Annotated in this window: 16 protein-coding genes and 1 pseudogene; all 17 read left to right on the forward strand. The window is 71.4% G+C overall.

Features of this window, described 5'->3' with window-relative positions:
• The first annotated feature begins 158 nt into the window (after nucleotides 1–158).
• The 17 genes and pseudogenes from proS to whiG all read left to right on the forward strand — a co-directional run bounded on the left by proS (nucleotide 159) and on the right by whiG (nucleotide 14286).
• Nucleotides 159–1574, forward strand: a complete 1416-nt coding sequence (gene proS, locus AB0C66_RS05385; RefSeq protein WP_362433043.1) for a proline--tRNA ligase — start codon at nucleotides 159–161, stop codon at nucleotides 1572–1574.
• Nucleotides 1575–1751: 177 nt separating this feature from the next.
• Nucleotides 1752–2345, forward strand: a complete 594-nt coding sequence (locus AB0C66_RS05390) for a hypothetical protein (protein ID WP_254745168.1) — start codon at nucleotides 1752–1754, stop codon at nucleotides 2343–2345.
• Between the two features lie 154 nt (nucleotides 2346–2499).
• Nucleotides 2500–2943 (forward strand): 30S ribosomal protein S16, encoded by a 444-nt coding sequence (gene rpsP, locus AB0C66_RS05395; RefSeq protein ID WP_362433045.1) that lies wholly within the window; start codon nucleotides 2500–2502, stop codon nucleotides 2941–2943.
• Between the two features lie 2 nt (nucleotides 2944–2945).
• On the forward strand, nucleotides 2946–3185 hold the full coding sequence (locus tag AB0C66_RS05400) for an RNA-binding protein (protein WP_362433048.1): 240 nt from the start codon (nucleotides 2946–2948) through the stop codon (nucleotides 3183–3185).
• Between the two features lie 82 nt (nucleotides 3186–3267).
• Nucleotides 3268–3837, forward strand: coding sequence for a ribosome maturation factor RimM (gene rimM / locus AB0C66_RS05405; protein ID WP_362433050.1), 570 nt, complete (start codon nucleotides 3268–3270; stop codon nucleotides 3835–3837).
• Nucleotides 3834–4655 (forward strand): tRNA (guanosine(37)-N1)-methyltransferase TrmD, encoded by an 822-nt coding sequence (trmD, locus tag AB0C66_RS05410; protein ID WP_362433052.1) that lies wholly within the window; start codon nucleotides 3834–3836, stop codon nucleotides 4653–4655. The genes rimM and trmD overlap by 4 nt, the downstream gene beginning before the upstream one ends.
• A gap of 133 nt (nucleotides 4656–4788) precedes the next feature.
• Nucleotides 4789–5139: a 50S ribosomal protein L19 gene (rplS, locus tag AB0C66_RS05415; RefSeq protein ID WP_362433054.1), complete on the forward strand. Its 351-nt coding sequence runs from the start codon at nucleotides 4789–4791 to the stop codon at nucleotides 5137–5139.
• Nucleotides 5140–5201: 62 nt separating this feature from the next.
• Nucleotides 5202–6101, forward strand: coding sequence for a signal peptidase I (gene lepB / locus AB0C66_RS05420; protein WP_362433056.1), 900 nt, complete (start codon nucleotides 5202–5204; stop codon nucleotides 6099–6101).
• Nucleotides 6094–7125, forward strand: a pseudogene (gene lepB, locus AB0C66_RS05425) (signal peptidase I); the annotation flags it as partial. The gene lepB (AB0C66_RS05420) and the pseudogene lepB (AB0C66_RS05425), both read left to right, overlap by 8 nt.
• On the forward strand, nucleotides 7058–8152 hold the full coding sequence (gene lepB / locus AB0C66_RS05430; RefSeq protein WP_362433059.1) for a signal peptidase I: 1095 nt from the start codon (nucleotides 7058–7060) through the stop codon (nucleotides 8150–8152). The pseudogene lepB (AB0C66_RS05425) and the gene lepB (AB0C66_RS05430), both read left to right, overlap by 68 nt.
• A 145-nt stretch (nucleotides 8153–8297) precedes the next feature.
• Complete coding sequence (gene lepB, locus AB0C66_RS05435; protein WP_362433061.1) at nucleotides 8298–9047, forward strand: signal peptidase I; 750 nt, start codon at nucleotides 8298–8300, stop codon at nucleotides 9045–9047.
• 94 nt (nucleotides 9048–9141) lie between these two features.
• Nucleotides 9142–9621, forward strand: coding sequence for an NUDIX hydrolase (locus AB0C66_RS05440; RefSeq protein WP_362433403.1), 480 nt, complete (start codon nucleotides 9142–9144; stop codon nucleotides 9619–9621).
• A gap of 39 nt (nucleotides 9622–9660) precedes the next feature.
• Entirely contained in the window at nucleotides 9661–9969 is a 309-nt protein-coding gene (locus AB0C66_RS05445; RefSeq protein ID WP_176180398.1) for a DUF2469 domain-containing protein, read from the forward strand.
• A gap of 92 nt (nucleotides 9970–10061) precedes the next feature.
• Nucleotides 10062–10421 (forward strand): YraN family protein, encoded by a 360-nt coding sequence (locus AB0C66_RS05450; RefSeq protein WP_362433063.1) that lies wholly within the window; start codon nucleotides 10062–10064, stop codon nucleotides 10419–10421.
• Nucleotides 10421–12046, forward strand: a complete 1626-nt coding sequence (locus AB0C66_RS05455; RefSeq protein WP_362433066.1) for a YifB family Mg chelatase-like AAA ATPase — start codon at nucleotides 10421–10423, stop codon at nucleotides 12044–12046. Before AB0C66_RS05450 ends, AB0C66_RS05455 begins: the two co-directional genes overlap by 1 nt.
• On the forward strand, nucleotides 12046–13323 hold the full coding sequence (gene dprA / locus AB0C66_RS05460; protein ID WP_362433070.1) for a DNA-processing protein DprA: 1278 nt from the start codon (nucleotides 12046–12048) through the stop codon (nucleotides 13321–13323). Before AB0C66_RS05455 ends, dprA begins: the two co-directional genes overlap by 1 nt.
• Before the next feature lie 129 nt (nucleotides 13324–13452).
• Nucleotides 13453–14286 (forward strand): RNA polymerase sigma factor WhiG, encoded by an 834-nt coding sequence (gene whiG, locus AB0C66_RS05465; RefSeq protein ID WP_362433072.1) that lies wholly within the window; start codon nucleotides 13453–13455, stop codon nucleotides 14284–14286.
• Nucleotides 14287–14289: the final 3 nt, after the last annotated feature.

Here is a 14289-nt window from a genome sequence, read left to right on the forward strand (position 1 = left end):
GAGGTTTCACGGCCGTGCTTGCGTGCCCCTTTTGTGCGCCCCCGCACTCCCGTGCGTCCGCCCTGCTCCCGGGGCCGCCCCCGGAACGGCGTCCGCGCCAGCCGGATCCTTTTGGCCCGATTCACGGTTCCGTGCGCCGCCGCCGTACGATCGGCGCCATGGCGAAAGCTCCCGTACTCACCCCGCGGGCCGAGGACTTCCCCCGCTGGTACCAGGACGTCATCAACAAGGCCGAGCTGGCCGACAACGGCCCGGTGCGCGGCACCATGGTCATCCGACCGTACGGGTACGGGCTCTGGGAGCGGATGCAGGCGGACATGGACGCCCGGATCAAGGCGACCGGCACGCAGAACGCGTACTTTCCGCTCTTCATCCCGCAGTCGTACCTGACGAAGGAAGCCGATCACGTCGAGGGGTTCGCGCCCGAACTCGCCGTGGTCACCCATGGCGGCGGCAAGGAGCTGGAGGAGCCGGTCATCGTCCGGCCCACCTCCGAGACGATCGTCAACGAGTACTTCTCCAAGTGGGTGCAGAGCTACCGCGATCTGCCGCTGCTGATCAACCAGTGGGCCAATGTGGTCCGTTGGGAGCTGCGGCCGCGGCTGTTCCTGCGGACGACCGAATTCCTCTGGCAGGAGGGCCACACCGCCCACGCCACCTACGAGGACGCCCGGGACTTCGCGGCCCGCATCCACCGTCACGTCTACGCGGACTTCATGGAGAACGTGCTCGCCATGGATGTCGTGCTGGGCCGGAAGACCGCCGCGGAGCGGTTCGCCGGAGCGCTCAACACCCTCACCCTGGAAGGGATGATGGGCGACGGCAAGGCGCTGCAACTGGGCACCAGCCATGAGCTCGGCCAGAACTTCTCCCGCGCCTTCCACACCAGTTACCTGTCCCGGGACGGTGAGCAGGAGCTGGTCTGGCAGACCTCCTGGGGCAGCACCACCCGCATGATCGGCGCGCTGGTGATGATGCACGGTGACGACCGGGGCTTGCGGATCCCGCCCCGGCTGGCCCCGGTGCAGGCCGTCGTGATGGCCGTCAAGGGCGATGACGCGGTGGTCGCCCGGGTCCGCGAGATCGGCGACCGGCTGACGGCGGCCGGGGTGCGGGTACGGGTCGACGACCGTACGGACACACCCTTCGGCCGCCGCGCGGTCGACTGGGAGCTCAAGGGCGTACCGGTCCGGGTCGAGGTCGGGCCGCGGGACCTGGAGAGCGGCACCGCGATGCTCGTGCGCCGGATCCCGGGCGGCAAGGAGCCGGTGCCCGTGGACCGGCTGGCCGAGTTGGTGCCGGGGATGCTCGAGGAGGACCAGGCGCTGCTGCTGCGCCAGGCGCGGGACCGCCGCGAGGCGCGGACCACCGATGTGGCGACGATCGCGGAGGCGGCCGAGGCCGCGACCGCGGGCGGCTGGGCCCGGATCCCATGGGCCGACCTGGGGCCGGAGGGTGAGGCGGCGCTCGGCGCGCAGGCGGTCTCCGTACGGTGCCTGGTGGCCGAGGACGGGTCGGTGCCGGAAACGGACGACGCGCCGGGTAACGTCGCCTACGTCGCGCGGGCCTACTGACACCGGGCGCCACGGCGGAACCGGTACGTACCGGCTTGAGGCGCCGTGGGCGGCTCCTCCGCACATCGGCGCACCCGCCCTCGTCGTGACACATCAGCGTGAACTGACTGGTACGTGCAAATTATTTGGGATGGCCCGGAATCGGAACACCGGGACGCTCCTGCTCGTTAGCACGACGTGAGCACGACACCACCTGTTCTCGCCGCAGAGCTGGCGCAGGCGTGGGCCGATATTCAACGGCACCACTCCGAGCTGCCGGATCTCGCCGCGCCCGAATCGCTGATCGGAGAGTCGTCGTCCGCATGTGGCGCCGAGCTCTCCTTCGAACGGCTGCTGCACGAGGCAGTCCATGGCATCGCCGCCGCCCGCGGTGTCCGTGACACCTCGCGCGCCGGCCGCTACCACAACCGCCGGTTCCTGGCGATCGCCGAGGAGCTCGGGCTGGACCATCCCGAGGAGCCACATCCCAGCAGTGGCTTCTCCCTGGTCACGCTCAGCCCCGAGGCGAGAAAGCGCTACCGGAACACCATCGAGAGACTTCAGCGCGCCCTCAAGGCGCACACCGTCGCGACCACCGCCGACACCTCCCGCACCTTCCGCGGGCCCGCCGCGCGGCATGGATCGTCCGGCGGCGGCGTCCGGGTCAAGGCCGTGTGCGACTGCGGGCGCAATGTCCGCGTCGTCCCGTCGGTGCTGGCGCAGGCGCCGATCATGTGCGGTGGCTGCGGCAAGCCGTTCCGTATCCCGGAGGCGGTGGCCGCGGTCGGCTGACCGGCGGCGGTGTGGCACAATGGTCCGCTGTACTCGACAGTCGACCAGGACCCCTCTCTCCTCCGGCTGGCGCGTCCATCGGGCACTCGGGTACCACAACCCCACGTGGCACTTCGCGTGCTCAACCACGTCAAGACCAGGAGACACCACTTCCGTGGCAGTCAAGATCAAGCTGAAGCGTCTGGGCAAGATCCGTTCGCCTCACTACCGCATCGTCATCGCCGACTCCCGTACCCGCCGTGACGGCCGGGCCATCGAGGAGATCGGCCTGTACCACCCGGTGCAGAACCCGTCGCGCATCGAGGTCGACTCGGAGCGCGCCCAGTACTGGCTGAAGGTCGGCGCGCAGCCGACCGAGCCGGTGCTGGCCATCCTGAAGGTCACCGGTGACTGGCAGAAGTTCAAGGGCCTGCCCGCCCCGGCCCCGATGAAGGTCGCCGAGCCGAAGGCCGACAAGCGCGCCCTGTTCGAGGCAGCCGCCAAGGAGGCCGGTGACGAGCCGAAGGGTGAGGCCATCACCCAGAAGGCGAAGAAGGCCGAGAAGAAGTCGGATGAGGCGGCCGAGGCCGCTGAGTCCACCGCGTCGACCGAGGCCTGAGGATGCTCGAGGAAGCCCTCGAGCACCTGGTGAAGGGCATCGTCGACAACCCCGACGACGTGCAGGTGGCCTCGCGCACCCTGCGTCGTGGGCGCGTGCTGGAGGTCCGGGTGCACCCCGATGACCTCGGCAAGGTGATCGGCCGTAACGGCCGGACCGCGCGTGCCCTGCGGACCGTCGTGGGCGCCATCGGCGGGCGTGGGATCCGCGTCGACCTGGTCGACGTGGACCAGATCCACTGAGGCGATCAAAGAGAGCACCGGCACGGGCCGGGGAGGGCCATGGGCCGTCCCCGGCCCGTGTGTGTGAAGGGACATCGGACACGTGCAGTTGGTTGTGGCGAGGATCGGCCGTGCCCATGGCATCAAGGGTGAGGTCACCGTCGAGGTGCGTACGGACGAGCCGGAGCTGCGGCTCGCCCCGGGAGCGGTGCTGGCCACCGAACCCGCCTCGGCCGGACCGCTGACCATCGAGACCGGCCGGGTCCACAGCGGCCGGCTGCTGCTGCGCTTCGAGGGCGTCCGGGACCGTACGGGCGCGGAGGCGCTGCGCAATATCCTGCTGATCGCGGAGGTCGACCCGGAGGAAGTCCCCGAGGACCCCGAGGAGTTCTACGACCACCAGCTGATCGACCTCGATGTGGTCACCGTGGACGGGACCGAGGTCGGCCGGATCTCCGAGATCTCCCATCTGCCCTACCACGATCTGCTGATCGTCCGGCGTCCGGACGGCGGTGAGGTGATGATCCCCTTCGTCTCCGAGGTGGTGCCGGAGATCGATCTCGAGGCGCAGCGCGCGGTGATCGATCCGCCTCCGGGGCTGCTGAACGAGACCGACGCCGAGATCGCCGGAAGCCGCGCGGAGGTCTCGAAGGACGAAGGCGCGTCGTCATGAGGCTCGATGTCGTCACGATCTTCCCGGAGTATTTGGAGCCGCTGAACGTCTCGCTGGTCGGCAAGGCCCGCGCCCGGGGCCAGCTGGACGTCCGCGTCCACGATCTGCGCTCCTTCACCCACGACCGGCACAACACGGTGGACGACACCCCCTACGGCGGCGGTCCGGGCATGGTCATGAAGCCCGAGCCCTGGGGTGAGGCACTCGACTCCGTCCTCGCCTCGGGGGAGGCCGAGGGGCTGGCCGGGCCGGTGCTGGTGGTGCCGACGCCGAGCGGCCGCCCCTTCACCCAGGCGCTGGCCGTCGAGCTGGCCGAGCGCCCCTGGCTGGTTTTCGCGCCCGCCCGCTACGAGGGCATCGACCGGCGGGTGATCGAGGAGTACGGCGAGCACCTGGAGGTCCATGAGGTCTCCATCGGTGACTACGTCCTGGCCGGTGGCGAGGCCGCGGTTCTGGTGATCACGGAAGCGGTCGCCCGGCTGCTGCCCGGGGTGCTGGGCAACGCCGAATCGCACCGCGACGACTCCTTCGCACCCGGCGCCATGGCCGATCTGCTGGAGGGGCCGGTCTACACCAAGCCCCCCGAGTGGCGTGGCCGCGATATCCCGGAGGTGCTGGTCAGCGGGCACCACGGCAAGATCGCGCGCTGGCGGCGGGACGAGGCGTTCCGCCGCACCAGCGTCAACCGGCCCGATCTGATCGAGCGCTGCGACCCCGCGGCGCTGGACAAGCAGGACCGGACCACCCTGGCCGAGCTGGGCTGGGAGGAGCTGCCCGAGGGCGGATTTGGGCGCTCGCACCGCGCCGTGGAAGAATAGGCCGCTGCCGTACGTCCGGGCGCGGCGCCCCTGCCACAGGGGGATCGACGCCCACCCGATGAGGGCGGCACTCCGAATCAGCATCCGATATGCCGCTGATGACCTGTGGCATCAGCGAGGAAAGCAGACGATCATGTCTCACCTGCTCGACACCGTCGACAACGCGTCGCTGCGCGGCGACATCCCCACCTTCCGCCCCGGTGACACGGTCAACGTGCACGTGCGCGTCATCGAGGGCAACCGCTCCCGTGTGCAGCAGTTCAAGGGCGTTGTCATCCGCCGCCAGGGTTCCGGCGTGCGGGAGACCTTCACCGTCCGCAAGGTGAGCTTCAGCGTCGGCGTCGAGCGCACCTTCCCGGTGCACACCCCGATCGTGGAGAAGATCGAGGTCGTCACCCGCGGTGATGTGCGCCGTGCGAAGCTGTACTACCTGCGCGACCTCCGCGGCAAGGCCGCCAAGATCAAGGAAAAGCGCGAGAACTGAGTTTTGCGCGACTACTGAGCTACCGCCGGATCGTCCGGCCGGGGCGGATAGGCTCTGGCCCGATGGACACCGAAGGACAGCTCGCGGAGCGCGATCGCTCCTCCCGCTCCACGACGGAGCCGGAGGAGCGGTCGCGCTCTTCGCATGCGCCGGGCGTGGGCGACGCCGCGGAGGAGACCGCCGAGCGAGAGGCCGCGGAGGAGACCGCCGAGCCGGAGACCGCCGGGGAAGGGACCGCCGCCGTGGACCGGCCCGCCCGGCGTGCGCGGGGGTGGCTGACCGGCGGCGGGCCCTGGCGGCGGGCCGGAGTGCTCACGGCCGTCAGCGCCGTGCTGGTCCTGCTGGTGAGCGGCTGGGTGGTCCAGCCGTTCCTGATTCCCAGCGGCTCGATGGAGAACACCCTGCGGCCCGGGGACCGGGTCCTGGTGAACAAGCTCGCCTACCGATTCGGGGACGATCCGCGCCGCGGCGACGTTGTGGTGTTCGACGGAACCGGTTCCTTTGCCGGTGAGCGGTCGTCGGGGAACCCTGTGACCGGAGTGCTCCGTAAGGCGGCCGCCGCGGTCGGACTGGCCGCCCCGGCCGAGTCCGACTACGTCAAGCGTGTGGTGGGCGTCGGCGGTGACCGGGTCACCTGCTGCGATAAGCGGGGGAGGATCGAGGTGAACGGTCAACCGGTGGACGAGCACTATCTGCGCCCGGGGGACAGCCCCTCGCGTGTGCCGTTCGACATCGTGGTGCCGCAGGGGCGGCTGTGGGTGATGGGGGATCACCGCTCCGCCTCCAGCGACTCACGGGACCATCTCGGTGCGCCCGGCGGGGGCACCGTCCCCGTCGGCCAGGTCATCGGCCGTGCCGACTGGATCGCCTGGCCGGCCGGCCGCTGGTCCCGGGTGGAGCGGCCGGAGAGCTTCGCCGGAGTGCCCGATCCCGGCGCGGGACGCGGCGGCGCGCATGGGTAACCGCGGACGACCCCGGTACGGAAAGCGCCGAGCGGGCGCGCCGCCGGAGGAGGAGATGTCGCGCCCCGGCGAGCGGCCGCTGGGCGGCCGGGCCGAGCGGCGCAAGATCCAGCGCCGTATCAAGCGCAGGCGCCGCCGCTCCAAGGTCAAGGAGATACCGATCCTGGTCGGTGTGGCGCTGGTGATCGCGCTGGTGCTGAAGACCTTCCTGGTGCAGGCGTTCGTGATCCCGTCCGGGTCGATGGAGCAGACGATCCGCATCGGCGACCGGGTGCTGGTGGACAAATTCACCCCGTGGTTCGGCTCGAAGCCGGCGCGCGGCGATGTGGTGGTGTTCAAGGACCCCGGAGGCTGGCTGGAGGACGAGCGCAAGCCGCCCAAGGACGATCCGCCGGTCATCAAGCAGGGCAAGCAGTTCCTGACCTTCATCGGTCTGCTGCCGTCGGACGACGAACAGGACCTGATCAAGCGGGTGGTCGGGGTCGGCGGGGACACGGTGGCGTGCTGTGACTCCGGCGGCAAGGTCACCGTCAATGGAACGCCGCTGAACGAACCGTATCTGCACCCGGGGAACGAGCCCTCGCAGCGCCAGTTCAAGGTGACCGTCCCCCAGGGGCGGATCTTTGTGATGGGTGATCACCGCTCCAACTCGGCGGACTCCCGCGTCCATCTGGACGAGCCGGGTCAGGGCACCGTCTCGGACGACATGGTGGTCGGCCGCGCCATGGTGATCGCGTGGCCGTTCGGCCATATGCGTCAGCTGGAAGAGCCCGGAACGTACGCCACGGTGAAGGACGCGCCGAGCGGGGAGACACGGGCACTGGGCTCGCCGCATAGGCTGTCCCCCATGGATCAGCAAGGAATGGTCCAGCTCCCGACCCCTGCGGAACTCCCGCTCGTTATGGGAGTGGTGGTCCTGCGCCGTTCGTGGAGCAGGCGGCAGTCAGGCGTGAGGAGTGGATGTGGGGGATTTGGCGGTCGGCGCACGGTCCGGTCACGAAGAGCCCGAGCGGCGACCCGGAGCAAGGGGAGAATCCTCTGTGAGCGGGGACGGGACGGACATGGCGCCGCAGACCGGCGCACCCACGGACCGGGCCTCCGGCGCCCAGGGCGGACCGGGCGGCGCGGAGCGTGCGACCGCGGCGGCTCCCTCGGACCGCTCGGGATCCACCGATCCCCAGGGTTCCGCGGAGGGCGGGGAGCCGGAGGCTTCCTCCGGGGCGTCCGGCCCTTCCGGCGGGCGGACCGCGCCGGGAGCGAAGCGGAGCACCGGTGACCGGAAGAAGGCGCGCTCCTTCTGGAAGGAGCTGCCGATCCTGGTCGGCATCGCGCTGCTGCTGGCGCTGCTGATCAAGACCTTCCTGGTGCAGGCGTTCTCCATCCCGTCCGACTCGATGCAGAACACCCTGCAACGGGGCGACCGGGTGCTGGTGGACAAGCTCACCCCGTGGTTCGGCTCGGAGCCCCAGCGGGGTGAGGTGGTCGTCTTCCACGACCCGGGCGGCTGGCTCGGCGAAAGCGAGCAGAGCGACTCCGGCCCGGTCGCCGAGGGCATCCAGAAGGCGCTGAGCTTTATCGGCCTGATGCCGTCGGCCGAGGAGAAGGACCTGATCAAGCGCGTCATCGCGGTCGGCGGGGACACCGTCTCGTGCAAGCGCGGCGACAAGGTCATGGTGAACGGCAAGCCGCTGGACGAGCCGTACATCTTCCCCGGGAACACGCCCTGTGACGAGAAGCCGTTCGGCCCGATCAAGGTGCCCGAGGGACGGATCTGGGTGATGGGCGACCACCGTCAGGACTCGCTGGACTCGCGCTACCACCAGAACCTCCACCAGGGCACGGTCTCCGTCGACGATGTCGTCGGGCGCGCGATCGTCGTCGCCTGGCCGCTCGACCGCTGGAGCACCCTGTCGGTGCCGGGCACCTTCGACCAGCCGGGGCTGGCCGCGGCGGCCTCCCTGGCGCCGACGGCGGGCGGTCTCGCGGGCGCGCTGCCGATCGTGCTGTGGCGGCGGCGCAGGATGATCGCCAAGGTGCGGCAGAGCGGCTGACCTGGCGCTCCACCGCCGCCCCGGTGCCTGCCTGCCGCATCCCGCTGCTGACGCCGGACACATACCGCGGGTAAGGTGCGGTCCCGTGCCCCCGGGCACGGGACCTGATCTTCTGACGTCGGTGGCGCAAGGCGGGAGCACGGGAATGAGCGGACCGGTGGGGGAGGGCAGGGTCGGCAGCCTGCTGTCCGGTGTGGCGGTGGCCCTCGGCTGTGTGCTGTTCCTGGGCGGATTCGCCTGGGGCGCGGTGATCTACAAGCCGTACACCGTCCCGACCGACTCCATGGCGCCCACCATCGGCAAGGACGACCGGGTGCTGGCGCAGCGGATCGACGGCGACGAGGTCCGCCGCGGTGATGTGGTGGTCTTCCAGGACGCCGTCTGGGGCGCGATGCCCATGGTCAAGCGGGTGATCGGGGTCGGCGGCGACAAGGTCGTGTGCTGCGACAAGCAGGGGCGGCTGAGTGTGGACGGCACGACGCTCGAGGAGCCGTACCTGGAGAAGAAGGACCAGGCGTCCCTGACCGGTTTCTCCACCACGGTGCCCAAGGGGCGGCTGTTCCTGATGGGCGACCACCGGAGCGATTCGCTCGACTCGCGGGTGCATCTCAGCGACAGCGGCCACGGGGCCGTCCCGCGGAGCGCGGTCAGCGCCCGGGTCGACGCCACCGCCTGGCCGATGAGCGGCTTCGGCATGCTCGAGCGGCCGCGGACGTTCGAGGCGCTGCCGGGCGGGATCTCGCAGCCCGGCCCGCTGCGGCTGATGGTGATCGCGGTGGTCAGCGGCGCCGTGCTCATCCTGGCGGGGGCGGCGTACGGGCCGATCGCCCGCCGCAGGCGGGCCGGTGCCGCGCGGCGCGAGGAGGCGCGGGAGACGGTGACGGCGAGTGGCTGACGGGGCGGCCGGACGGTCTTCGGGGGCCGGTGCGGAGGGCTCTCCACAGGCCGATGCGGGACGCTCTCCGGGGGCCGGTGCGGACGAGCGGCCGCTGCGGCGGGTCGCCCGGGTGGTGCTGCTGGACCCGCGGGACCGGATTCTGCTGCTGCAGGGCTATGAACCGGACGATCCGTCGCGTACCTGGTGGTTCACGCCCGGCGGTGGTCTGGAGGGCGAGGAGAGCCGGGAGGAGGCCGCCCGGCGGGAGCTGGCCGAGGAGACCGGCATCACCGATGTGCGGCTCGGCCCGCTGCTGTGGCGGCGGATCTGCTCGTTCCCCTTCGCGGGGCAGCGCTGGGACCAGGACGAGTGGTACTTCCTGGGGCGTACCGAGCAGACCGGGTCCCTCGCGGGCGAGGGGCTGACGGAGCTGGAGCGGCGCAGCGTCGCCGGGCTGCGGTGGTGGGCCGCGGAGGAGCTGGCGAGGGTGGACGAACCGGTATACCCCACCCGCCTGCCGGAACTGTTGCGTACGCTGCTCGTCGAGGGACCTCCGAGTGCACCGGTGATCCTGGAGACTGAGCGCGTCTGACGCACAATGGGGGGACGCACGGCTGAAGGGGAACATGCCATGAGCGCCGAGGACCTCGAGAAGTACGAGACCGAGATGGAGCTGAAGCTCTACCGGGAGTACCGCGATGTCGTCGGTCTGTTCAAATACGTGATCGAGACCGAGCGTCGCTTCTATCTCACCAATCAGTACGAGATGCAGGTGCACTCGGTGCAGGGTGAGGTCTTCTTCGAGGTGTCGATGGCCGACGCCTGGGTCTGGGACATGTACCGCCCGGCCCGCTTCGTGAAGCAGGTCCGTGTTCTGACGTTCAAGGACGTGAACATCGAGGAGCTCAACAAGAGTGACCTCGACCTGCCGAGTGGCTGAGTTATCCACAAGCGATCCTCGGTCCACAGAAATCCTCCAAGATCCCACAGTGTGTGACCTGGGCGTCACAGTCGGTACCGGAGGTGGTGCCGATGAACGCCCGAGGGGCACTGGGCCGCTATGGCGAGAACGTGGCGGTGCGGCGGCTGGCCGCGGCCGGGATGATCGTCCTGGAGCGCAATTGGCGATGCCGGGACGGTGAGATCGACATCGTCGCGCTCGACGGAGGCGCGCTGGTGGTGTGCGAGGTCAAGACACGCCGCGGTGGGAGCTATGAGCATCCGATGGCGGCCGTCAGAGCGGGCAAGGCCGAGCGGCTGAGGCTGCTGGCGGAGCGCTGGCTGGAGCGGCACGGCGGTCCGCCGCCGGGCGGGGTGCGGATCGATCTGGTCGGTGTGGTGCTGCCGGACCGGGGCGCGCCCGTCGTCGAGCATGTGCGGGGGGTGGCCTGATGGGGTTCGCCCGCACCTGTTCGGTGGCGCTGGTCGGCGTCGAGGGCGTCGTGGTCGAGGTCCAGGCCGATCTGGAGCCCGGGGTGGCCGCCTTCACCCTGGTCGGGCTGCCGGACAAGAGCCTGGTGGAGAGCCGGGACCGGGTCCGGGCCGCCGTGGTGAACGCGGGGGTTCCCTGGCCGCAGAAGAAGCTCACGGTGGGACTGAGCCCCGCCTCCGTCCCCAAGGGCGGCAGCGGCTTCGACCTGGCCGTGGCCTGTGCGGTGCTGGGCGCCGCCGAGCGGATCGACCCTCGGCAGATCGCCGATTTGATGATGATCGGCGAGCTGGGGCTGGACGGCCGGGTCCGCCCGGTGCGCGGGGTGCTGCCCGCGGTGCTCGCGGCCTCCGAAGCGGGCTATCAGCAAGTCGTCGTCCCGGAGCAGACGGCGGCCGAGGCGGCGCTCGTCCCCGGGGTCTCCGTGCTCGGGGTGCGCAGCCTGCGGCAGTTGATCGCGGTGCTCACGGATGAGCCGGTGCCCGAGGAGGAGCAGGAGCCGCCGGGGCCGGGGCGGCCCGATCCGCTGCTGGCGGGGCTCACCGTGCCGGGCGCGGGCATGGGCACGGGGGTGACCGCGGGGCCCGCGAGCGGGGCGGGCGGCTCCGATCTGGCGGATGTGGCCGGACAGCGGGCCGCGCGCGGCGCCCTGGAGGTCGCGGCCGCGGGAGGGCACCACCTGTTCCTGATCGGACCGCCGGGCGCGGGCAAGACGATGCTCGCCGAGCGGCTTCCCGGGCTGTTGCCGCCGCTCACCCGGCAGGAGGCGCTGGAGGTCACCGCGGTCCACTCGGTGGCCGGGGTGCTGCCCCCGGGGCAGCCCCTGGTGGACACCCCGCCGTACTGCGCCCCGCACCATTCGGCGACCATGGCCGCCCTCGTCGGCGGGGGCAATGGCCTGCCCCGGCCCGGCGCGGTCTCGCTGGCCCACCGCGGGGTGCTCTTCCTGGACGAGGCACCGGAATTCAGCGGGCGGGCGCTGGACGCGCTGCGGCAGCCCCTGGAATCGGGCCATGTGGTGGTGGCCCGCTCCGGAGGCATGATGCGGATGCCCGCCCGCTTCCTGCTGTTGCTGGCCGCCAACCCCTGCCCTTGTGGGCGCCACGCCCTGATGGGCGAGGGCTGTGAGTGCACCCCCGTGATGGTCCGCCGCTACCAGGCGCGGCTGTCCGGGCCGCTGCTGGACCGAGTGGACCTGCGGGTCCATGTCGAGGCGGTCACCCGGGCCGAGCTGACCGGCGCGAGCGGCCCGCCCGAGAGCACGGCGTCGGTCGCCGCCCGGGTGCACGAGGCCCGGGAGCGCGCCGCTGCCCGGCTCGCCGACACCCCCTGGCGGCTCAACAGCGAGGTCCCGGGGCATGAGCTGCGCACCCGCTGGCAGCCCTGCTCCGGGGCGCTCCGCGCGGCGGAGCGGGATATGGAGCGCGGGCTGCTCACCGCCCGGGGGCTGGACCGGGTGCTGCGGGTCGCCTGGACCGTCGCCGATCTGGTCGGGCACGACCGGCCGCTGGCGCCGGATGTCGCCCAGGCGCTTCAGCTGCGCACCGGGATCAGCCGGGGGGTGCCGGTCGGGGTGGGGGAGCGCTGATGGCAGGGTGCCCGGCTCCGGGCCGTCCGCCCGTGCCGGGAGGGAGGCAGGGCCCTGAGCGCGGGGGCCGGGCGGCGGCGGAGGGCGGCCGGGGGGTGGATGACGAGGAGCGGCTGGCACGCGCCGCGCTCACCCGGCTGGTGGAACCGGGCGATGAGACGGTGGGGCGCTGGCTGCGCCGGATGGGGCCGGTGGCCCTGCGCCGGGCGCTCAGCGGCCAGGGCCCGCCGCCGCCTCGGGCGAGCCGGGAGCGGATGGCCGGATGTGCGCTGCGGGCCGCCGCACTGGACCCGGAGGCGGACCTCGCCGGGGCCGCCGCGCGCGGCGGGCGGCTCCTGTGCCCCGGCGACCCGGAGTGGCCCGGTCAGCTCGACGACCTCGGAGACGCTCGCCCGGTCGGGTTATGGGTGCGCGGCCCCGCGTCACTGCGGATGTGGGCGCTGCGCTCGGTCGCCGTGGTGGGCGCGCGGGCCTGTAGCGATTACGGCACCCATGTCGCCGCCACGCTGTCCGCCGGACTGAGCGAGCGCGGCTGGGTGGTGGCCTCCGGGGCGGCCCATGGGGTGGACGGCGCCGCGCACCGGGGGGCGCTCGCCGCGGGCGGGGCCACCATCGCCGTGCTGGCCTCCGGGGTGGACGTGCCCTATCCGCGTGGCCACACCGAGTTGATCGAGCGCATCGCGGAACAGGGGCTGGTGGTGGCCGAGTTGCCGCCCGGAGCGCATCCGACCCGCAGCCGCTTCGTGCTCCGCAACCGGGTCATCGCCGCGCTGACCCGCGGCACGGTGGTCGTCGAGGCCGAGTACCGCAGCGGATCGCTGGTCACCGCGCGCCGGGCCCAGGCCCTCGGCCGCCTGACCATGGGCGTACCCGGGCCGGTCACCAGCGGGCTCTCCGCCGGAGTGCATGAACTGCTGCGCGGCGAGGCCATGGTGGTCACCGACGCCGATGAAGTGGCCGAGCTGATCGGCGGCATCGGAGAGCTCGCCCCGGAGCGGCGGGGGCCGCTCGTCGAGCGGGACCTGCTCGATCCCGTGACGGCGCGGGTGCTGGAAGCGTTGTCGGCACAGAGGGGCAACGACCTGCGGGAGGTGGCCCGGGAATCCGGGTCCGGCTGCGACGAGACCCTGAGCCGGCTCTACGAGCTGCTCGCCCTGGGATTCGTCGAACGCCGTGGCGATCGCTGGGAGTTGGTCCCTCCGGCGCGCCGGAGCGGCAGCGCACGGCGAGGCGGTCCCCCGAATCGGGGCAATCGGGTGAAAGGGTTGGGGCGATGACCGTATCCGCACACCGCCGAGCCGACGCCCTTCGCATACCGCGATGGTCCGATCACGCTACGCTCACAGGGTTTCCGGCGGAAGCGTACGTCCTCACCCATGTCATGGCAGAACGGCTCAAGGCGACGAATGCCCCAGCACATCTCCGGGTCTGACCGCGCGGCGCCGACCGCTGCCCACGGCGCGCTGCGGCCGGCCGCGCCGTCTTCGCTCGACGAGCTGTGGCGGTCGTACAAGACCACGGGCGACGGCCGGCTGCGGGAGCAGCTGATCCTGCACTACTCACCCCTGGTGAAATACGTGGCCGGGCGGGTCAGCGTGGGGCTGCCCTCCAATGTCGAGCAGGCGGACTTCGTCTCGTCCGGCGTCTTCGGACTCATCGACGCCATCGAGAAGTTCGACCCCGAGCGGTCCATCAAGTTCGAGACCTATGCGATCACCCGGATCCGGGGCGCGATGATCGACGAGTTGAGGGCGCTGGACTGGATCCCGCGATCGGTCCGCCAGAAGGCCAGGGCGGTCGAACGGGCCTACGCCACCCTGGAGGCGGCGCTGCGGCGCACCCCCTCGGAGGCCGAGGTGGCCGCCGAGATGGAGATCGGCCTGGATGAACTGCACGGGGTCTTCAGCCAGTTGTCCCTGGCCAACGTGGTCGCCCTGGAAGAGCTGTTGCACGTCGGCGGCGAAGGCGGCGACCGGCTCAGCCTCATGGACACCCTGGAGGACACCGCCGCGGACAATCCGGTCGAGGTGGCCGAGGACCGTGAGCTGCGCAGACTGCTCGCCCGCGCCATCAACACCCTCCCCGAGCGGGAGAAGACCGTGGTCACCCTCTACTACTACGAAGGGCTCACCCTCGCCGAGATCGGCCAGGTCCTCGGCGTCACCGAGAGCCGGGTCAGCCAGATCCACACCAAGTCGGTGCTCCAGTTGCGGGCGAAACTGGCCGACGTCGGACGCTGAATC

Source organism: Streptomyces sp. NPDC048636 (assembly GCF_040650655.1).
GTDB lineage: Bacteria > Actinomycetota > Actinomycetes > Streptomycetales > Streptomycetaceae > Streptomyces.

Coding starts and splice junctions, on each gene's coding strand:
- proS (WP_362433043.1), top strand. CDS start 159: ATGGCGAAAGCTCCCGTACTCACCCCGCGGGCCGAGGACTTCCCCCGC.
- AB0C66_RS05400 (WP_362433048.1), top strand. CDS start 2,946: ATGCTCGAGGAAGCCCTCGAGCACCTGGTGAAGGGCATCGTCGACAAC.
- trmD (WP_362433052.1), top strand. CDS start 3,834: ATGAGGCTCGATGTCGTCACGATCTTCCCGGAGTATTTGGAGCCGCTG.
- rplS (WP_362433054.1), top strand. CDS start 4,789: ATGTCTCACCTGCTCGACACCGTCGACAACGCGTCGCTGCGCGGCGAC.
- lepB (WP_362433056.1), top strand. CDS start 5,202: ATGGACACCGAAGGACAGCTCGCGGAGCGCGATCGCTCCTCCCGCTCC.
- lepB (WP_362433061.1), top strand. CDS start 8,298: ATGAGCGGACCGGTGGGGGAGGGCAGGGTCGGCAGCCTGCTGTCCGGT.
- AB0C66_RS05445 (WP_176180398.1), top strand. CDS start 9,661: ATGAGCGCCGAGGACCTCGAGAAGTACGAGACCGAGATGGAGCTGAAG.
- AB0C66_RS05450 (WP_362433063.1), top strand. CDS start 10,062: ATGAACGCCCGAGGGGCACTGGGCCGCTATGGCGAGAACGTGGCGGTG.
- AB0C66_RS05455 (WP_362433066.1), top strand. CDS start 10,421: ATGGGGTTCGCCCGCACCTGTTCGGTGGCGCTGGTCGGCGTCGAGGGC.
- dprA (WP_362433070.1), top strand. CDS start 12,046: ATGGCAGGGTGCCCGGCTCCGGGCCGTCCGCCCGTGCCGGGAGGGAGG.
- whiG (WP_362433072.1), top strand. CDS start 13,453: ATGCCCCAGCACATCTCCGGGTCTGACCGCGCGGCGCCGACCGCTGCC.